This window comes from Alloactinosynnema sp. L-07, from assembly GCF_900070365.1.
Lineage (GTDB): Bacteria > Actinomycetota > Actinomycetes > Mycobacteriales > Pseudonocardiaceae > Actinokineospora.
Genome location: NZ_LN850107.1, coordinates 7,105,219 through 7,124,972 on the forward strand (window position 1 = coordinate 7,105,219; position 19,754 = coordinate 7,124,972).

Annotated in this window: 17 protein-coding genes; 16 read left to right on the forward strand and 1 reads right to left on the reverse strand. The window is 69.0% G+C overall.

Annotated elements, in window-relative coordinates:
• The first annotated feature begins 1 nt into the window (after window position 1).
• From BN1701_RS32550 to BN1701_RS32580, 8 genes are all read left to right on the forward strand, one after another.
• Complete coding sequence (locus BN1701_RS32550; RefSeq protein ID WP_054055200.1) at window positions 2–1,144, forward strand: cytochrome P450; 1,143 nt, start codon at window positions 2–4, stop codon at window positions 1,142–1,144.
• A 20-nt stretch (window positions 1,145–1,164) separates the two neighbouring features.
• Window positions 1,165–3,162: a KedN5 family methylcobalamin-dependent radical SAM C-methyltransferase gene (locus BN1701_RS32555; protein WP_067520988.1), complete on the forward strand. Its 1,998-nt coding sequence runs from the start codon at window positions 1,165–1,167 to the stop codon at window positions 3,160–3,162.
• Window positions 3,125–4,162 carry a polyprenyl synthetase family protein gene (locus BN1701_RS32560; RefSeq protein WP_082860199.1) on the forward strand — a complete coding sequence of 346 codons (1,038 nt, stop codon included), beginning with the start codon at window positions 3,125–3,127 and terminating at the stop codon, window positions 4,160–4,162. The genes BN1701_RS32555 and BN1701_RS32560 overlap by 38 nt, the downstream gene beginning before the upstream one ends.
• A 393-nt stretch (window positions 4,163–4,555) precedes the next feature.
• Window positions 4,556–4,801 (forward strand): EF-hand domain-containing protein, encoded by a 246-nt coding sequence (locus BN1701_RS32565; RefSeq protein WP_054055204.1) that lies wholly within the window; start codon window positions 4,556–4,558, stop codon window positions 4,799–4,801.
• Window positions 4,802–4,930: 129 nt separating this feature from the next.
• The gene (locus BN1701_RS32570) at window positions 4,931–6,334 is read left to right on the forward strand and encodes a DUF4331 domain-containing protein (RefSeq protein ID WP_082860201.1); all 1,404 of its coding nucleotides are present in this window, start codon (window positions 4,931–4,933) and stop codon (window positions 6,332–6,334) included.
• Window positions 6,335–6,394: 60 nt separating this feature from the next.
• Window positions 6,395–6,718 carry a hypothetical protein gene (locus tag BN1701_RS34960; protein WP_082860202.1) on the forward strand — a complete coding sequence of 108 codons (324 nt, stop codon included), beginning with the start codon at window positions 6,395–6,397 and terminating at the stop codon, window positions 6,716–6,718.
• A gap of 89 nt (window positions 6,719–6,807) precedes the next feature.
• Window positions 6,808–8,022, forward strand: a complete 1,215-nt coding sequence (locus BN1701_RS32575) for a tetratricopeptide repeat protein (protein WP_172803369.1) — start codon at window positions 6,808–6,810, stop codon at window positions 8,020–8,022.
• A 37-nt stretch (window positions 8,023–8,059) separates the two neighbouring features.
• Window positions 8,060–9,619, forward strand: a complete 1,560-nt coding sequence (locus BN1701_RS32580; RefSeq protein WP_172803370.1) for a nickel/cobalt transporter — start codon at window positions 8,060–8,062, stop codon at window positions 9,617–9,619.
• Window positions 9,620–9,720: 101 nt separating this feature from the next.
• Here the strand turns inward: BN1701_RS32580 and BN1701_RS32585 are convergent, their stop codons facing one another.
• A complete protein-coding gene (locus tag BN1701_RS32585) occupies window positions 9,721–12,447 on the reverse strand; it encodes a BTAD domain-containing putative transcriptional regulator (protein ID WP_054055208.1) in 2,727 nt (908 codons plus the stop codon).
• Between the two features lie 58 nt (window positions 12,448–12,505).
• On the opposite strand from BN1701_RS32585, the gene BN1701_RS32590 reads away from it, so the two are divergent.
• From BN1701_RS32590 to BN1701_RS32625, 8 genes are all read left to right on the forward strand, one after another.
• Window positions 12,506–12,784 carry a hypothetical protein gene (locus BN1701_RS32590; protein ID WP_054055210.1) on the forward strand — a complete coding sequence of 93 codons (279 nt, stop codon included), beginning with the start codon at window positions 12,506–12,508 and terminating at the stop codon, window positions 12,782–12,784.
• 12 nt (window positions 12,785–12,796) lie between these two features.
• Window positions 12,797–13,522: an SGNH/GDSL hydrolase family protein gene (locus BN1701_RS32595; RefSeq protein WP_082860204.1), complete on the forward strand. Its 726-nt coding sequence runs from the start codon at window positions 12,797–12,799 to the stop codon at window positions 13,520–13,522.
• A 23-nt stretch (window positions 13,523–13,545) separates the two neighbouring features.
• Window positions 13,546–14,013, forward strand: coding sequence for a hypothetical protein (locus tag BN1701_RS32600; protein WP_054055216.1), 468 nt, complete (start codon window positions 13,546–13,548; stop codon window positions 14,011–14,013).
• A gap of 28 nt (window positions 14,014–14,041) precedes the next feature.
• Window positions 14,042–15,487 carry a hypothetical protein gene (locus BN1701_RS32605; protein ID WP_054055217.1) on the forward strand — a complete coding sequence of 482 codons (1,446 nt, stop codon included), beginning with the start codon at window positions 14,042–14,044 and terminating at the stop codon, window positions 15,485–15,487.
• A 17-nt stretch (window positions 15,488–15,504) separates the two neighbouring features.
• Window positions 15,505–16,095, forward strand: a complete 591-nt coding sequence (locus tag BN1701_RS32610; RefSeq protein WP_054055219.1) for a DUF3558 domain-containing protein — start codon at window positions 15,505–15,507, stop codon at window positions 16,093–16,095.
• Window positions 16,096–16,118: 23 nt separating this feature from the next.
• Window positions 16,119–16,625, forward strand: a complete 507-nt coding sequence (locus BN1701_RS32615) for a hemerythrin domain-containing protein (RefSeq protein ID WP_054055220.1) — start codon at window positions 16,119–16,121, stop codon at window positions 16,623–16,625.
• A gap of 95 nt (window positions 16,626–16,720) precedes the next feature.
• A complete protein-coding gene (locus BN1701_RS32620) occupies window positions 16,721–18,109 on the forward strand; it encodes a serine hydrolase (protein ID WP_054055221.1) in 1,389 nt (462 codons plus the stop codon).
• A 45-nt stretch (window positions 18,110–18,154) separates the two neighbouring features.
• A complete protein-coding gene (locus BN1701_RS32625) occupies window positions 18,155–19,750 on the forward strand; it encodes an ABC transporter substrate-binding protein (RefSeq protein WP_054055222.1) in 1,596 nt (531 codons plus the stop codon).
• Window positions 19,751–19,754 lie beyond the last annotated feature (4 nt).

The following is a 19,754-nucleotide window of genomic DNA, read 5'->3' on the forward strand; positions in this document are numbered from 1 at the left end:
CGTGGACCTCCACTCGTTCTCGCTGCCCTTCGAGCGGCCGTCGCCCTACCACCCGCCGCCCGCGTTCGCCGACCTACGCGAGCAGTGCCCGCTGGTCCGCACCGTCGACGGGGTGGGCCGCCCGGTGTGGCTGGTCCTCGGCGCCGACCTCGCCCAGCGTCTGCTCACCGACGCCCGGTTCGCGATCGTCGAGCCGGGCGGGAACGCCGACACCGACTCGCTACTGTGCGACGGCGCGGCGCACGACAGGCTGCGCGGGCTGATCTCCCGGGGATTCGGAGCGCGGGCCATCGACCGGCTGCGGCCGCGCATCCGCGAACTCGCCGACGCGCACGTGGCCGACCTCGCCGCCGCCGGGCCGCCCGCGGATCTGGTGGCACTGCTCGCCCTGCCGTTGGCCCGCGCGGTGATCGCCGACCTGCTCAGCGTCGATGTCGCCGACCGGGACCGGTTCGCCGCCTGGGCGCAGGCCATTTCCACGGTCGTCGCCGAGCCCGACGGCACCGCGGTCGACGGCTGGACCGACTTGCTCGCCTTCCTCGGCGGGCTCGTCGCCGCCCGCCGCGCCGCACCCGGGCCCGACCTGCTCAGCGCGCTCGCCGCGGAGGGGCTCACCGAGCGGCAGCTCGTGCTCGCCGGGGCCGCGCTGCTCGCCGGAGGCCAGCTCACCAGCGCCAACGCCCTGTCCATCGGTGTCGTCAAGCTGCTCACCACCGGCGGGCTGCGCGGTCTGGCCGACGAGTCCGCCGCCTGCACCGTCGTCGAAGAGATCCTGCGCCACCAGGCAGGGGTGAGCGGGGAACCCTACCCCCGCTGGGCACTGTCCGATGTGGACATCGCTGGGCATCGGATCACCGCGGGTGACATGGTGATCGTCCGGCTTGAGGCGGCCAACCGCGACACGGCCCGCTTCGCCGACCCCGACCGGTTCGACCGAACCCGCACTCCCAACCGGCACCTGCGCTTCGGCTACGGCCCGCACCACTGCGTCGGGGCCGCGATCGCCCGGACGCAGCTCGTCGCGGTGATCACCGCGCTCGCCACCCGGCTACCCGGCCTCGCTCTCGCCTGCGCACCGGAGGACGTTCGATGGACCGGCGCCCCGCTCGACGACGGCCCCGTCGCGTTGCCGGTGACGTGGTGACCGGAAGCGGAGGAGACGTGATGGGCCGACAGCCGCTGCGGGTCTGGCTGGTGCAGCAGGGAATCTGGGCGATGTCGTTGGAGTCCATGCCCCTCGCCTCCGGATACCTCAAGGCGGCCGCGCTAGCGGACCCCGTGGTCGCGGCCGACACCGAGATCGTCATCCACAACTTCGACGGCGGTGCCACCCTGTTCGGCATGGCCAACGCGCTGTTCCACGACGGCGCTCCCGATGTGCTGGCGTTCTCGGTGCTCGGCTGGAACTACCGCGAGTTCACCGCCCTGGCCGAGACGTTCAAACAGCTCAACCCGGCCGGGTGGGCGGTGTTCGGCGGGAACCACGTCTCCGACCAAGGCGACCGGGTACTCACCGCCAACCCGTGTGTCGACGTCGTGGTGAACGGCGAGGGCGAGTTCACCTTCCGCGAGCTGCTGCGCGCCCGGCTCGCCGGTGCGGACCCGCGCGAGCTGCACGACATCGCAGGCATCGCCTTCCGCGGTGGGTCCGGCGAGATCGTGTCCACAGTGGATAGACCACGGGTCGAGAACCTCGACGAGATCCCGTCGCCGTTCCTCACCGGCGCCATCCCCATGACCGACGCGCACGGCGGCTTCCCCTACGACGTCGCGCTGATGGAGACCAACCGCGGCTGCCCCTACAAGTGCTCGTTCTGCTACTGGGGCGGCGCCGTCGGACAAAAGGTCCGCTCGTTCTCCCGTGAGCGGCTGCGCGCGGAGGTCGAGCTGTTCGCCCGACACCGGGTGCACACGCTCGTGCTGTGCGACGCCAACTTCGGGATGCTGCCCGCCGATCGGGACTTCGTCGCGGACGTCGTCGCCATCCGCGAGCGGTACGGCTTCCCGCGCAGCATCGAGGCGTCCTGGGCGAAGAACAAGTCCACCGTGTTCTTCGACATCGTGCGGACCATGAAGGAAGTCGGGCTGCACAGCTCGTTCACCCTGGCTCTGCAAACCCTCGACGACCACACCCTCGACCTCATGAGCAGGCGCAACATGAAGGTCAACGACTGGGAGGAACTGGCCGCCTGGATCAGTTTCGAGGGCATGGACTGCTACGCGGAGCTGATTTGGGGTGCGCCCGGCGAGACCGTCGAGTCGTTCATGAACGGCTACGACCGGCTCGCCCAGCACGTCTCCCGGATCGCCGTCTACCCGATGCTGATCCTGCCCAACACCACCTACCACCAGGACAGGAAGCGGTTCGGCCTGGTGACGGTGCGCGGCAACACCGACGACTTCGAGTACCTGATCTCGCACGAAACGATGTCGTCGGACGACAACCGCTACATGCACCGGTTCATCTTCGTGTCCCGACTGGTGGCGGAGAACCCGGTGTTCCGGCACCTATGGGCCCCACTGCGGGTGCTCGGCGGCATCACCCAGTCCGCCGCGATCCGCTCGCTCATGGACTGGTTCGCCCAGGACGACGACCCGGCGTGCGAACCGTTCCGCACCGGCATGGTCAACTCGTTCACCGACTCCGACGTGCTGGCCCCAGTGCTCGTCCACATCTATGGCACCGACGAGGCCAAGGACCTGCTGCGCCGGTGGTGGCGCACCGTGCTGCGGCCGCTCGTCCCGCCCCGCCACCGCGGTGTGCTCGACGCGACCGTCGACTACGACCTGCTCACCCTGCCCGCCTACACCGCGCCCGGCCGCGCACCGTCGAGCCGGTACGCGGGCGAGCACCTGCCCCTCGTCGACGTCGACGGCGAACCGCACCACGTGCTGCGCGACGTGCGGCTCGCGTGCGACGTGCCTGCCGTGCTGCGCGCACTGCGCAGGGGCGAGCCGCATGAACCCGCCGTGCGGCCGGTGACCACCACCCTTTACTACAAGGCAGGCGCCGACCGCTTCCTGCCGTCGACCAACCACGAGGAAGTCGTCTACTACATGGGCAAACCCGAGCAGGTCCGTCAACTGCCCGACCGTCCCATACCCAACGCGAGGAGCCGAAGCGATGTCCGTTCAGGTGACCGAGGGAGCCCCGTCGGATGAGGCCCGGCTCGCCGGCCTGCTCGCGCACAGCCAGGAACTCACCGCGCTCGTTGGGGAGGTGCGGTCCCGGATCGCCGGGCGCTGGGACGGTGACCAGTCGCTGCTGGCCAGAACCTGCACGCACGCGCTCACCCCGGCAGGCAAGCTGTTCCGGCCGATCCTGCTGCTGGAGTCGGCGCTCGCGGTCGGCGGCGATCCGCGCTGGGTGCTGCCCGCCGCGGCGGGCGCGGAGTCCGGCCATGTCGCGAGCCTGGTACACGACGACATCATCGACGACGACGACATCCGCCGCGGCAGGCCCGCCGTGCACGCCGCGTTCGGCGTCGGCGACGCGATCGTGGCGGGCGACGCACTGATCTTCGACCTGTTCGCCGGGCTCGCCGAGTGCCATGCCGCGGGCGCACCGGCCGACCGGGTCGTCGCCGCGCTCGCGGTCGTGTCGCGCTGCGGCATCGACCTGTGCCGGGGCCAGAGCCTTGAGGCCGAGTTCTGCGCGAGCGGCCGGTTCGACCACGACACCTACCTGCACATGGTGCGGCTGAAGACGGCCGCGCTGTTCCGCGCGGCCTGCGAGGGCGGCGCGCTGCTCGGTGGCGGCGAACCCCGCCACGTCCTCGCCCTCGGCCACTACGCCCAGCACCTCGGCGTAGCCTTCCAGATCCGCGACGACCTGCTGCCCTACACGGGCTCGGCTGGCAAGCCGGACACCAGCGACGTGCGCAACGGCAGGCTCACCCTGCCGGTGATCATCGCCCACCAGGCAGGCAGCCCGGCCGACCGCGCGGCGATCGAGGCTGCGCTGTCCGGCACCGACGACCCGGCCACGGCACGCGCCGACCTGCTCGACGTGCTGCACAGAACCGGCGCCATCACCGCGACGACCCGCTGGGCACGCCGCTACCTGCGGCTCGCACTCACTGCCCTGCAACCGCTTCCGATCACCGCGAGCCTCGAACGGCTACGCGGTTACGCGAAGGCCGCCGTCGACCGGAACCACTGACGCCGCCACACGCTCGGAACTCCGTGGGTCGCGCGGGCCGATCCCGACCGGCCGTTCGACGAATCCGCGCGCCCAGATGGCGGCCCGCATCCCCGACGCGTCGGCGGTCATCGATTCTTCCTCCATCTGGCTCACCCGGTATCCGAGGACTTCGCGGAGTCGTCCTGGGAGCGGCCGACCACTGAGGACTACGAACCGCCACCCGACCAGGTGACTTCTGTTTCTGTCGTGCCGCGCTTCTTGATAGGAGCGAGAGAGCACGCCCGTGTCCCCGCCAGTCGCGGGTCCACTTGGATCAAGGATTGTTCGACGACGAGGGAGTGAGCGACTATGGCAGCAGATTCGAGCGGCGCGGAAAACGCCTGCCACGTTACGAAGCAGGACTTCGAGCAAATGGCACGGACCGGTGTGTGCGCCGTCGAGTTCGCTGCCGACGGCGGCGTGATCACCCGCACCGAGTTCGCCCGCCTGCAGTCGGCGCTGGGCAGACCGAGAGGCGAGATCGACGCCGCCTTCGACGCTCTCGACCGCGACCAAGACGGTCGTGTCTCCCGCGAAGAGTACGTCGCCGCATGGGAGAGCTACCTGCTCAGCGACAACCCGAATTCCACAGGAGCACGGGTGTTCGCCGGCTTGTGATGTCCGCCGTGGTCGATAGGTTCGACGTGCCACTGGTGGCCCGCGCACTCGTTCGGGTGGGCGTTGATACGCCGTCCTGCAACGGTTCCGTGATCGTGCTTACGATCGAGAGCGGCTTCAGTTTGGCGGATGGCCCCTTTGATTGTCTGGAGAGGGATACGCATGAACGAGAGACGATCTCGGCGATCACTGGTGGCGGCCGTTTGTGTGGCGGCCTCCGTTCTCGCGGGGGGAATCGCATTCGGACCAGGCATGGGGGCATCCCGGGCCTCAAGCCATTGGGACGCTCCCCTGGTGGTCCTGGATCCGCAGATCGATGCGACGGACCTGTACGCGTTCACCAGCCCGGAAGCGCCTGAGACGATTACTGTCGTCGTCAACTACTACCCGTTCCAGGCGCCTGGAGCGGTGGTGCCTTATCGCTTTGCGACGAACACGTACTACGACATCAATTTCGATAGCACGGGCGACGGGGAGCCGGAAGTCACCTATCGGTGGACATTCCGCGACACGGGCGGGTCGCGAGCGTCGGTCACGGGGGTGGTGGACTCCCTGGCCGGGAGCGCTATCGGGCAGCGCTACACCCTCGAGAGGCTGCGTCCAGGCAGCCCTCCGCAGACGCTCTTGCGGGACGGCGTCGCCGCTCCCACCCATTTCGGCCAACTGCTCATGCCGGACTACGACAGGCTGCGCCGTGAGGCGATCGTGAAGTTGCCCGGTGGCGGGCAGACCTTTGCCGGGCAGGCCGCGGACCCCTTCTACACGAACCTCAAGGCGACCTCGCTGATCAGGTTCGGCACGCTGACCCCGCCGGTCGAGACGCCCGTCCCGCTGAACCTCAGCGCGATGGTGCTCCAGGTGCCCAAATCGGAGGTCGCGCTGCGCGGGGACGCCGGACGCAACCCGGTGGTCGGGATTTGGGCCACCGCGGCGCGCAAGGCCGTGAACCTGTCCGGCGGACCGGCCACGTACCGCCAGGTCTCCCGCGTGGGAAACCCGACGTTCAATGAGGTGTTCGTACGCTGCCCGTCAGTCGTGCCATGCACCGCGAATGACCGTTTCAACGCGACGAAACCAGCCGATGACCGTGCCACCGCCGACACCTACGAGGGCGTGCTGCGTCCCAGCAAAGCGAAGCTGATCGAGTCGCTCACCGGCCTCAAGGCGCCCGCCGAGCCGCGCGGTGATCTCGAGTCCGCCTGGCTGTATGGGCTCAGTGACGGGCTCAACTCCCACCGAACGAACCAGGACGCCGACGCCGCCGGGATGGTGCCTGCCGAAGAGTTGCGCCTCAACATGAGCACGCCGATCTCCCCACGAGCGCACCGCCTCGGGTACATCGCGGGCGACCCGCAGGGCTTCCCCAACGGCCGACGGCTCGACGACGATATCAGCGCGTCGGTCCTGAGCATCCTGATGGGGGCGCTGACCACACCGGGCATGCCCGGCATCGGTCCGGACGTCATGGGCGGCAAGCCGACCAAGCCGAACACCAAGACCTTCCCGTACCTCGCCATTCCGCTGCACTTCTAGCGGCCCACCGGTATCGCCGCGGACCAACGCTCGACCCCAAACCCAACAGGAGATGTCACGATGCGCCCGGCCACCGTTCTCACCGTCGCGGGGATCTGCGCCGCGGTCGTCCGGTCCGGTCAGCCCGCGCTTGCCGGGTCGGTGACGCGGCAGGAACCGCAGCAGCACTCCGTGGCCAAGGGTTGCCTCAAGAAGGGGGAGACCCAGTTCAAGAGCGGCATGCACCTATTCGACACCGACATCGCGTGGAAAGGCGTCCCCTCCCTGCCGTTCCCGAACGTCGGACTCTTCCCCAGCGCCGGGGTGGCAGGGTTGAAGACGATCTCGGACGCCATTCGCCAGCACGTCGAGAGCGGTCCCACCACGCAGAGCGGATCTCGATGAGGCGAGCCCTGGGGCTGATCCTGGCGGCGGTACTCGGCGCCGGAGCACTCATCGTTTATGGCCCAGATCAAGAGCACCCGGATGGGGACGTGAGCGGGGAGCTTGCAGGCAGGCACTCGTCGACTTATCCGCAAGGCCCGTCCGCCGTGATCGAGTTCGCCCGTGCGCGGTTGAAACGCGAGCCGGACGATGCCCGGGTCTGGGCGGAACTCGGCATCGCCTACGTCGAACAGGCGCGGATCACCGCTGACCCCACGTACTACACCAAAGCGGAAGGCGCGCTGCGCAAGGCGCTCGATCTGCGCCCCGAAGCACCTGAGGACCAAGCCCGCGCACAGACGGGTATGGGCACGCTCGCCAACGCCCGGCACGAGTTCGGCGAAGCGGAGCGATGGGCCGAGCAGGCGCGGCGCCTCGACCCCGGCCACTGGATGATCTACGGCGTCCTGACCGATGCCCGGCTCTTGCTCGGCGATCGCCCGTCGGCGGAGGAAGCCCTGCAAACGATGATGGACTTGCGCCCAGGCGTGGCCTCCTACACCCGAGCCGCGCACTACCTCAGCGTCACCGGCAACCCGAAACGTGCCGCGGAGGCACTGGACCTTGCCGTCTCGGCCGCCGCACCCGACGAGCTCGCCTTCTGCCACGAGCGCATGGGCGAGTTGCTCTGGCACACCGGCCAACCGTCCTTGGCACTGGCCGCCTACGAACGGGCGCTGGCCGCGGATCCCCGCTATGCCGCGGCCCAGGCGGGCCGCGGCCGGGCCAGAGCCGCCCTCGGACAGTCCGAGGAGGCTCTGCGCGATTACACCGCCTCGGTGGAACGTGCCCCGCATCCGGCCGTACTCCTCGAACTTGGCGAGCTGTCCCTGTCGCTAGGCCGGACACAGCATGCCGAGCAGCAGTTCGCCCTCTTCGAAGAAGTGCAGAAACTGTTCCGCGCCGGTGGGGTGTCCGACGGCCTGCTGTCCGGGCGCTACGAAAGCGATCACGGCGATCCGGCGACCGCTGTACGCCTCCTGAGCGCTGAGTGGGACAAAGCCCAGACCGCGGAGACCGCCGACGCGCTCGGCTGGGCGATGCACCGGGCAGGGCAGCACACCCAAGCCCTGCCTTACGCCCGGCAGGCGTCCGAATGGGACAGCCACCGGGCTGAATACGCGTACCACCGCGGCGAAATCGAACGGGCACTGGACCTGACCGAACCCGCCCGCGAACACCTCAGCCAGGCACTGCGCCTCAATCCGCACTTCTCCCCGCTGCACGCCCCACAGGCCAAGGCTGCCCTCAACACGATCGGATGACCGTGGCGCACCCACCGCGGCGAGTCGAGGGAGAACGATGAACCGCACCCTCCGCCGAGCCCTGACCTTGAGCGCCCTCACCGCGGCCCTGTCCGCCACGGTGTTCAGCATGTCGCCGACAGCTGGGGCGCATCCGTTGGGCAATTTCACGGTCAACCACTACACCGGCCTGACCGTGCACCCCCATCGCATCGACGCCGTCGCCATCGTCGACCGTGCGGAGATCTCCACCGCCCAAGAGCGCCCGCTCGTCGACCGGGACGACAACGGCGTCGCCGACGAAGCCGAGCGCTCGGCCCACGCCCACGCGGGCTGCACCTCGCTGGCGGACAACCTGCATGTGGACACCGAGGCAAGCAGCACCCGCTGGACCATCTCCACCGTCAGCTTCACCTACCACCCCGGCGAAGGGGGCATGACCACCAGCAGACTGCACTGCGCACTCACCGCCGACGTGAACCTCAGACTCCCCGCCGACATCACCGCGCGCACCTCCTACGACAGTCAACGCATCGGCTGGCGTGAGATCACCGCGCGCGGACAGGGGGTCGCTCTCACCAGTTCCACCGTGGCCACCACATCCGCGACCGACGAACTGCGCCACTATCCGCAGGACCCACTCGCCGCGCCGCTCGACCAGCGATCCGCCACACTGCGCGTGCAAGCAGGCCAAAGCAGCGCACAAACGCTTGCGCCTGCCGGCCCTCCGAGCACAAACTTCATCGCCGCCATCCTCGACAAGATCTCAGCCACGTTCACCAGCCTCGTCGGAGCACGCGAGATCACCGTCCCTATCGGACTCCTCGCCCTGCTGCTCGCTATAGCGCTGGGCGCTTCCCATGCCGCGATGCCAGGGCACGGCAAGACCATCATCGCCGCATACCTCGCCGGACAGCGCGGCACACCCCGCGACGCGCTCACTGTCGGCGCGACCGTCACCCTCACCCATACCGCGGGCGTTCTCGTCCTCGGGCTTGTCCTGCCCATCGTCACTACCTTCGCGGGCGACGCCATCCTGACCTGGCTAGGCCTGGCCAGCGGATTCCTGGTCACGGTCATCGGCCTACGGCTGCTGCACGCCGCCCTGCTCAATCGCCCCATTCATCGTCACCACCACCACCGCCATCCGCATGACCACCATCACCACCGTGACGGCACCCATTCCCACAGCCACAGCCACAGCCATGACCGGCACGACACCGCGGCCGGCCTCGCCACGACGCACAACCACGCGGCTTCGCACACTTCTGAAGCCGAGCCTGCGTCCACGACCCGCGGAACACTGATCGGGATGGGTATCGCCGGTGGTCTCGTGCCCAGCCCATCCGCGTTGGTGGTCCTGCTCGGCGCCGTCGCACTGGGCCGCACCGCCTTCGGCGTACTTTTGATCATCGGCTACGGCCTGGGCATGGCGGCCACCCTCACCCTGGCTGGTCTCTTCCTGATCAGGATGCGCGACCGAATCGAAACGACCACCCGCCCCGCCTACGCGGCACTGTGGAAACGACTCTCGCGGATCGGCCCCGTGGCCACATCGACGCTGGTCGTCGTGGTCGGCCTCGGCCTCACCCTGCGAGCCTTCCCTGGCGGGCTATAGCCGGGACCCGATCCTGGGCACGGCCGTGACTTACGCTGCTTTTGTCCGGGCTCGGCGGAGTCGTCGCCGTCTTCCACCCACGTCGGCGTTGGCGTAGGCGGTCAGTGACGAGGTCGGGCCGTGCGGACGCGCCCGTCTCTGCCCGCGTCGAACGCTTCGCGGAAGCGGCGCTCGCCGAGTGCGGCACGGGCGGCCGACTCGGCGTGCGCGGCGATCGGTGCGAAGGCACCGTTCGGGTCGCCCGTTCGCTCGACGATCGCGGCGGCGGTGCCAAGCAGGTGGGCTGCCTCGGCCGGATCGGCGGTGTGCACGGTCGCGGCGGCCAGACCCTGCATGGCGTACGCCGCGTTGGCCTCGAAGCCGATAGAGGCGAAGGCGTCGAGGGCGTCGGCGAACGACGCTGCCATCGCCGGATGGTCCGCCATCCGGTACGCGACCTCCCCCAGGGCGAGGGACGCGAATCCGATGCCCTCGGCGATGCCGTTGTCGCGGTGGTAGGTCAGCACCTTGGTGAGCATGCGCCAGGCTGTCTCCAGATCGCCGGTCTCCATGATCGCCGCGGCCAGGTTCAGCTCGCTGGTGGCGATGTCGATCGTCCACTCGTTCGCGCGCGCGATGGTCAGCGCCTCCTCATGATGCCGCCGGGCCGTTGTCCAGTCTCGTTCCTTCATCGCTATCTCGCCGAGGCAGGTGTTGGCGGCCATCAGCACGAACGTGTTCCCGGAGTCCCGCGCCCGCTCCGAGGCGGCGGTGGCGAATCGGCGCGCTTCTCCCAGCGAACCGGCCGCCCAGGACAGGCCTGCGGCGCCGTACAAGGCTTTGGCGCGCAGCTGGCCGTCGGCCTGGTGGGAACCGTCGGCTCCGGCCAGGGCCGCGAGGACGTGTGTCTTGCCTTCGTGCAGGTGGCCCCGGACCCACCAGTAGCGCCACATTCCGCCGACCATCGCCAGCCGGGCATCGGCGTCGGTCGCCAGGGTCAGTGCCACCCGGATGTTGTCGTGCTCGGCGTCCAAGAGCGCGAGCCAGCGCGGCTGCTCCGGGCCTCGCTCACGCACGCGTGACACCAGGTCGACGCAGTAGGAAACGAGCGCCTGTTCCGCGGCGGCCCGGTCGGGGCCGAGCTGGGTGTCGGCGTACTCGCGGATCGTTTCGAGCATGACGAACCGCGCTCCGGACCCGGTGTCGACCGTGCGCAGGAGGTTGTCGTCGACGAGCGCGCCAAGCGTGTCGAGATCGGCTCCGACGAACCGTTCGGCGCACTCGAGCGTGCACCCGGCCGGGAAGACCGACAGTCGCGCGAGGACCGTTCGCTGTGTCGGCGTGAGCAGGTTCGCACTCCACTCCAGCGTTTGTCGCAAGGTCTGCTGCCGCGCGGGGAGATCATGTGGGCCCACGGTCAGCACCGTCAGCCTGCTGCTCAGCCGCTCCAACAAGGCCTTGGTCGGCAGGGTCGCCACTCGCGCGGCGGCCAGCTCGATGGCCAGCGGCAGCCCGTCCAGCCTTCGGCAGATGGCCGCCACGTCCGAGTCGCCGCGATCGGCCGCGAACGCGGCATGGGCGGCTCGGGCCCGCTGGACGAAGAGGTCGGCCGCCGCGTCGTCGGCGAGCGGCGCGACCGGGTACACGTGCTCGCCGGACACGTGCATGACCCGACGGCCGGTCACCACCACCGTGAGCCGTGGAGCGCGCGCCACCAGTGCGGCGAGCCGGGGAAACGCCTCGGGCAGGTGTTCCACGTTGTCGATCACGAGTAGCAGCTCCCGCTCGGCGAGCCACTCGATGAGGGAGTCGCCGCCCGCCGACTGCTGCACGCCCAGCGCCTCCGCGATCGCCGAGGGCACCAGCGCGGCATCCCTGAGCGGGGCGAGTTCGACGAGGGCGATCCCGTTGGCATAGCGGTGCCCGGCCAGCCGGGCGAGCGCGAGCGCGAGCCGGGTCTTCCCGCTGCCGCCCGCTCCGGTGAGCGTCAGCAGCCGGACGTCCGGACGGGACAGCAGCCGCTGGAGTTCGGCGAGTTCACGCTCCCGGCCGACGAGCGGTGTCGGTGGCTCTGGCAGTCGCCGGATCGCCGCAGGCGGAGCGGTGGACGCGACGTCCGGGCCGGTCCGCAGCGCGAGCTGGTGCGCCGCGCGCAACTGTGACCCCGGGTCGAGGCCGAGCTCGTCGCGCAACACCCGCCGTGCCTCCTGGTAGGCGTCCAGCGCGTCGGCGCGGCGCCCGGCTTGGAGCAGCGCCCGGATCTGGATGGCGCGCAGCGTCTCCCGCAATGGATAGCGGTTGATCAGCGCGGCCACCTCGCTGGGCACATCCGCGCCCTGCCCGGCGGCGAGTTCGGCGGCGATTTTCTCCTCGAAGCACTCCGCGCGCAGCTCCTCCAGCCGCCCGATCTCCGCCGTCGCGAACGACTCGCCATCGACATCGGCGTACGCGCCACCCCGCCAAAGATCCAGCGCCTGCCGGAACAGGGACGCGGCCAGAGTCGCGTTCCCCGCCGCCACCCGCCGTCCGTCGGCCAGCAGGTGGGCGAAGCGGTGCGTGTCCAGCTGCTCCGGCGTGATGTCGAGCAGGTATCCGACCGACACGGTGCGGATCGTCTCCGCCCCGAGCACCTTGCGCAGCTGCGAGACGTAGATCTGCACCAGCTTCGCGGCGTTGGCAGGCGGCAGATCGCCCCAGAGGGCGTCGGCGAGCGCGTCGGCGGGCACCGGGCTTCCCGCTTCGACCAGCAACCGGAGCAGCACTGTCCGAGGCTTGCGGGCGGACAGGTGAAGGCTCCCGCCCGAGTCGAGCACGTCGAGCGGGCCGAGGACGCGGAACTCCACGGTCATGCCAGCTCCCGGCGTGGCGGTTTACCAAGGCTATACCGGCCCGGGTCAGTGTCACGCCATGACATACGTGCGGATCATCGACATAGCGGCCACCTGGGCCGACTACGTCCCGCCGCGCGCGCTGACGGAGTCCGCGCCTGCCGGGCTGATCATCTTCGCCGCCGGGCCGACCGATGAAGGCGTCCGGATGGTCGAGGTCTGGACATCCCTGGCCGACCGCGCACTGGGGGCGGCCGACTCTGGGTACGAGCACACCACCAATGCCACGATCCGCGAGTTCGACGCCCCGTTCGCCGTGCTGGGGCGGTTCGGCTCGCACTCCGTGGATGAAGAGTGAGGTGACGAGGACGTGGCAAATTTCCGCGTAGCGCTCGCGGTGGGTGTAGTCCTCACCGCGCTATTGGTCGGTTGCTCATCAACGCCGCTGGAGATCGGCGGCCCGTCGGCGAAACCCAGGGGTCCATCAGCCGCTCCGAACGCCTCGGGTTCCGTGCGCTACCTGGCGCTGGGTGACTCCGTGACGTCCGGCGAGGGTGTGCTCGCCGACCAAAGCTACCCACATCGACTCGCCGCGCTCTGGCGGGACAGCGGGTGCGATGTCGAGCTGAGCAACGTGGCCGTCACCGGCTACAAGAGCGCCGACGTGGTCAGCGATGAACTGCCCGCGGCCGCGACGTTCAAGCCGACGCTGGCCACGCTCATGGTCGGCGGGAACGACGTCGCCAACGGCGTCGGAGTCGAGGAGTACCGCGGCAACGTCCGCACGATCTTGCGCGGGCTGACCGACGCGGGGGCAACCGTCGTGACCATCAGTCAACAGTTCTGGGACCGGACACCGGTCGGTGAGGGCTACGGGACCCGCGAGGAGCTCACGGCGAAGCGGACCGAGTTCGACGCCGTCCTGATAGCGGAGGGGCGAGCCGTGGGTGCGACGCATGTCGACCTCCGGCAGGTCTTCGAGGAACAGGCGGAGAAGCAGATGTGGCTCGATGACGAGTTGCACCCGACCGCCGCGGCGTACGACGAGTGGGCCGCGGCGCTGGTAAAGGCGGTGGCTGACCCATGCGAGAAGTAACGAGATCGTGCCGCGGTGCCCTGTTGGTGGTCCTGTTCGCCGCACTCGGGCCGCTCGCGGCGTGCGGTGCGGAACCGGGCGTGCAGGCGACGGCGCCTGGCGAGAAGCGGGGGAGCGCGGTCGATGTGTCCGCGCTGACCCCGAACACGGTGTGCGACGCGGTGCCCGTCGACACCGTCGCCTCGATCACGGGGCGAAAGGTGTCGGACGGCAAAGGTGAAGTCGGCGCGTGCGAATGGAAAGCCCCGCAGGCGGTTCGGGTCCGGCTCTTCCCGCCGGGCGAATGGTCGCCGCACACCGACTCGGGCGGGTACCGCGAGCTGGCCTCGATCGGGGCGAAGGCCTACGTCGCGAAGGGCACGTTCGGCAACGGCTACCGGGCCGAGGCGCTGCTGGACGATCGGGCGATCGCCGCGATCATCCCGGGGGAGTGGGCGACCGAGGACATGGCGACCGCGCTGCTCCGGGCCGCCGTCGAGCGGCTGGGCTAGCGGTTCGCGGAACTCAACTGGAGGGGACATGGCGAGGATTCGGCAAACAGCGCGGTTCACATCCATCTGGGTCGCCTTGATCGCGGTGGTCGCATGCGCTTGTTCGCAGGCCGAACAGTCCAACCCGGACGGGCGGGAGCCGAGCGAGCGGTCGTTGACCTACGGCTATGGCCCGACGGACGACCCGGCGGTCGAGTACCAGCCCGATGTCGTACGGGTGGGCGGGGGCCCGGAGGCGATCCGGTCTGCGAGCGCGGACGGCCTGATCTGGACCCTCGACCCGGCCGCGCCCGGTGTCGACCAGTTGACCAAGGGGAAGGTCGCCTTCGTCACCAGCCGCGCCGTCGGCCGCGTCGCCCGGCGCACTGAGACGGACGCGGGAGTCGAGGTCGCGCTCGCACCCGTCCAGCTGACGGAGGTCTTCCGCACGCTGCACCTGCATGGCACTCGGGCCATCGATCCAGGCGACCTGGTGTTCCAACCTGTTCCCGAACTCGCCGGGCGGCTCGATGTCGACGAGGAACCGCTGATACCGCAGTCAATGGTCAAGCCCGCGGCGTTCGTCGCCGCCCAGCCGGAGCTGCCTCCGGCACGCAAGAACAGCTTCAAAGTGACCGTCGGCAACTGGGAGTGGGAGCCGTACGTCACCGACAACACGTTGGGTATCACCGCGTTGTACAAGTTCCAGTCGGAGAAGTCGGGGAACCGTTCGGCAGGAATCAAGGGCGGCTTCGACATCGCGTTCAAGACGAAGAATCTGCGCCTGGTCACGGATTACGACATCGTCTCCGGACGAGCAGGCGGCAACCTCACGGCGGCTGTCGAAGGCATCACGGGCATGACCGTCGACATCGGATTGGGCTTGGGCACGGGCGTCAACGACACCCAACGTTACCGGGTCGAGCTGCCTGTCGAGCTGAACGTGCCACTGCCGCCCGAGCCCGGTGTGCCGCCCATGGTGGTGCAGATCAAGTGGAAGACCATTGTCCAGCTGGCGTTCAGCGCCAAGAACTCGACCTTGACGACCAATGCGGAATACGACCTGATCGGGCCGCTGGGCCTGAAGGACGGCACTGCCGTCGCCCCGGCGCTACAGCAGACCGGGACCGGCCTCGTGAAGAACATCGACGGTGTCTCCGTCGGCATCAGCGCGATGGTCCTGGCTTGGGAGCTGCGCGTGATGGTCGGGCTGGGCGTGCCAGCGGCGTTCGGTGGACCGTACGCCAAGTTCGTCGTCTCGCTGTCGATCCTGCGGGGTTCGGACACGACAGCGCCCTGGGGTGTCTGCGCCCAGGGCACCCTCAAGCTGGTCGTCGGCGGCGGTGCGAGCTACCAAGTCACGCCTGGGGCGGAGAGCTACCTGAGACAGGTGATCGGAAGTGACATCAAATTCGAACGCGCCTCCGAAATCATGAAGGACCTGCCCGCGCTCACGGGCTACTACCCGGACCAAGCCCAATGCCGGATCCCATAGGCGACACGAGGAGAGTCATGCGCACGACAAGTACGTCCATCGTCGCCGTCGCCGTCCTCGCGGCGCTGACCGCATGCTCGAATGGCACGGCAGGCGTACCAAGTGCGGCGCAGACCGCCGTCCCTGCCGACGTGGCTGTCGAGACGTCCCCGCCGTCTAGCACAGCGGAACCTGCGGAGCAGCACGGAAACGCGGCGAGCAACAAGGTCTGCCTGCTCGCGACCGTCGCCGAGGTCGAGCGACTCACGGGTTACAAGGTCTGGCAGGTCGACGGGCTGAACCCCGGCTACCGCGGCGATCTGACCTGCGTTTGGCGCCTCACCCCGGTCGACTATGGCGCACCGAGTTTCTCGATCGTCTGGGACGACAGCGACCCGAGCGCGCAAGCACAGGCGGACTATTTCCGCACGCTCGTCAAGAACGGCGAACGCGAGAACGTCGAGGGCTTCGGCGATGTGGCGACGACCGACGGCTCTTACATCAACATCATCTCCGGCGACGCCGCGATCTCCTTCAACTATCGTGTGCACCAGGTCTCCAGTCAGGCCGACATGGACGTCAACCTCACTCTTCTCCGGCTCGTCTATCCACGCACGGAACTGAAGTGACGGTCTGGGAGCAAAGGAAGCGCGTGAACGCACGTTCCGGGGCGGGTGACCGCCTCACCGCCTTCGGCACGCAGTTGCTGGAGGTCCACATCTGGCTGCGCGAGATGCTGGAGGACCTTGAGGACAGCATCGAGGACTACTTCGACGGCAAGGGTCTGCCCTCGAAGGACCTGCGTGCCCACTGCCTCTCGTTCTGCACCGCGCTGACCAAGCACCACACCGGTGAGGACAAGGGCGCCTTTCCGGCGATCGCGGCGGAGTTCCCCGAGCTGCGCAAGGTGCTCTCCGACCTTCGCTCGGACCACAACCAGTTGGACTGGCTGCTGGGGAACCTGCGGAAACTGCTGGACGCGCTGCCGGAGCAGCCGGACCCCGCCACCAGGGCCCAGGTCCGCGAGGAGGTGGTGGCGGTGTCGTCGGTCATGCGAACGCACTTCATCTATGAGGAGAAGAAGCTGATCTCCGTGCTCAACTCGATGGATGTGCCGCAGTGGCGGGAGAGTCCGCCTGCCTTCCTGCAGATCGACTGAGCCTCGGCGACTCGTCGGGTTCGACTGAATCCTGGGCCTCGAATTGTCGGTTACGACGAACTAAGCGGCTCGCCGGATTCCTAGCATTTTCACGCATGGGCAACCTCCAAGACACCAACGAGTGGCTTACCGAACGGCTCCCCTCGTTGCTCGAGAAGTACGACGTACCAGGTGCGGCATGGGCCGTGCTCCAGGGCGACCGGATCATCGACGGAGCGGCCGGTGTGCTCAACAGGGCCACCGGGGTCACCGCGACGGCGGACTCGGTGTTCCAGATCGGGTCGATCACCAAGCTCTGGACCAGCACGCTGGTGATGCAGCTGGTGGACGAGGGCAAGATCGACCTCGACGAGCCGGTCCGGACCTACCTGGCCGAGTTCGGCATCGGGGACGAGGCCGCGGCCGCGCAGATCACCGTGCGCCAGTTGCTCAACCACACCGCGGGCTTCGAGGGTGACATCTTCACCGACACCGGGGTGGGTGACGACTGCATCGAGAAGTACGTGGCGACCCTGCACGATGTGCCGCAGCTGTTCCCGCCCGGCGACCAGTTCTCGTACAACAACGCGGGCTACTGCGTTCTCGGCAGGCTCGTCGAGGTGCTTCGCGGGCAGTCGTACGACAGGTGTCTGCGTGAGCACCTGATCACGCCGTTGGGGCTCACCCACGCGGCGACGGACCCCTACGAAGCGATCCAGTTCCGTGCCGCGATGGGGCACATCGAGATGGAGCCGGGGACCGGCTACGTGCCTGCTCCGATCTGGGCCATGGCGCGGTCCAACGCCCCGGCGGGCTCGATGCTCGCGATGCGGCCGCGGGACCTGGTCACCTTCGCGCGGATGCACTTCCAGGACGGCGCGGCGGCCGACGGCAGCCAGGTGCTTGCTCCCGGGACCGCCGCCATGATGCACGCCCGCGAGGTCGACCTGCCCGAACTCGGGCTCATGGGAACGTCGTGGGGACTCGGCTTCGAACGGTTCGACACCCCGGACGGGGCGATCATCGGCCACGATGGCAGCACCATCGGGCAGGGCGCATTTCTGCGGATGATTCCCGAGGCCGGGTTGGCCGTCGCGCTGCTGACCAATGGCGGCGACGTGGTTTCGCTGTACCGCGAGGTCATGGGCACGGTGCTCGAAGCGCTCACCGGCGTTGCCATGCCCGCCCTGCCCGCACCGCCCGCGAACCCCCAGCCGATCGATGCCGAGCGGTACGTCGGCACCTACTCGGCCAGCGTCTTCGACCTCACCGTCAGCCAGGACGACGACCAGCGGATCTGGATCGAGCAGGTCCCCAAGGGCGCCATGGTGGAGATGGGCGCGCAGGCCGCGCGGTCCGAGCTCGTCTCCTACCGGCCGGACATGCTGATCCCGGTCGAGGCCGATCGGGGCATGTACATGCCGCACGCGTTCCTGGGCGATGACGGCACCGGGCGCGCTCTCTACTTGCACCTTGGGCGCGCCGTGCGCCGCGCAGGCGCCTGAGCGCCCCCACCACAAACTCCCCAGAACGCTCGGAATGGAACCGCCATGAAGTTGACCACCTTGGGCCGCTACGGCCTGTGCACCTGTCTGGCCGCCGTCGCGCTCACCGGCTGCGCGGATGCCTCCAACAGCAGCGGGAAGGCCCAGGTCGTCGACGGCGGAACCTTCACCCTCGGCCTGTCCTCCGATCCCGGCAACCTCGATCCGCAGATGGGCGCGGGCAGCGGGTTGTTCACCGTCACCCAGTTCGCCTACGACGCGCTGGTCAGCGTCGACGGAACGTCGGGCGAGATCAAGTCCGGGCTGGCCAAGAGCTGGGACGTGCGGGGCACCACGGTGTCGCTCACGCTGGCGCCCGACATCACCTGCTCCGACGGTGCCAAGCTGACTCCTACAATCGTCGCCGACAATCTCAACTTCGTCGCCGACCCGAAGAACCAGAGCCCCTTCCTTGGCACCTTCCTCCCGGTCGGTGCGACCTCGGTGGGTGACAACACCGCGGGCACGGTGACGATCACCCTGGCCCAGCAGGCGCCGTTCGTCCTCAATGGACTGAGCAGTCTGCCGATCGTCTGTCCCAGCGGTCTCGCCGACCGCGGCACGCTGCGGACCGCGACCGCGGGCACCGGCCCGTACAAGCTCGTCGAGGCCGCACCGGGCGACCACTACACCTATTCGATCCGGGAGGGCTACACCTGGGGGCCCGCAGGCGCGACGACCGCCACCAAGGGACTCCCGAAGACGGTCGTGGTCAAGGTGGTCCAGAACGAGTCGACCGCGGCGAACCTGCTGCTCTCCGGCGGCCTGAACGCCGCCCAGGTCGCGGGCCCCGACGCGGACCGGCTCGACAAGGCCGGGCTGTTCGCCGCCCAGACACCGGCGATCGTGGGAGAGCAGTGGTACAACCACCGCGCGGGCCGGGTGACCGGCGACCCGAAGGTCCGCAAGGCGCTGACCCAGGCGCTTGATCTCGGCCAGCTGCAGAAGGTGCTCACCTCCGGCCAGAGCACCAAGGTGACGACGCTGGCGGCCAACCAGCCGGTCGCCTGCCCCGGTGACTCCGTCTCCAGCGCGCTGCCCGCCGCCGATCCCAAGGCCGCGGCCGCTTTGCTTGACGAAGCGGGTTGGAAGGCAGGCGCGGATGGCAAGCGCGGCAAGGACGGCAAGCCGTTGGCGTTGACCTTCCTCTACCAGAACAACCACGGCAGTGGCGGCGACGCGGCGGCCGAACTCGCTGTGCGGCAATGGAAGGCGGTCGGCGTGGACGCCACCGCGAGCAGCCAGAACGAGACGTCGATGACCAGCACCCTGTTCGGCGCGGGCGACTGGGATGTCGCTTGGGTCTCGCTCAACCTCAGCTCGCCGGACCAGCTCGTGCCGTTCCTGTCCGGACCCGCGGCTCCCGATGGCAACAACTTCGCCGCGATCTCGGATCCCGAGTACGACAAGGCGGTGGCCACCGCGATGGCGAGCCAAGGCGTGGCCGGGTGCCGCGACTGGCTGGCCGCCGAGTCCGGCCTGATCGCCAACGCGACCATCGTGCCGTTCGCGGGCAAGGTCGTGCGGATGTTCGGCCGGTCGGCGGAGTTCCAGACACCGGGCCAGCTCGTCCCGACGAGCATTCGCATGCTTTCCAAGTAGCGGA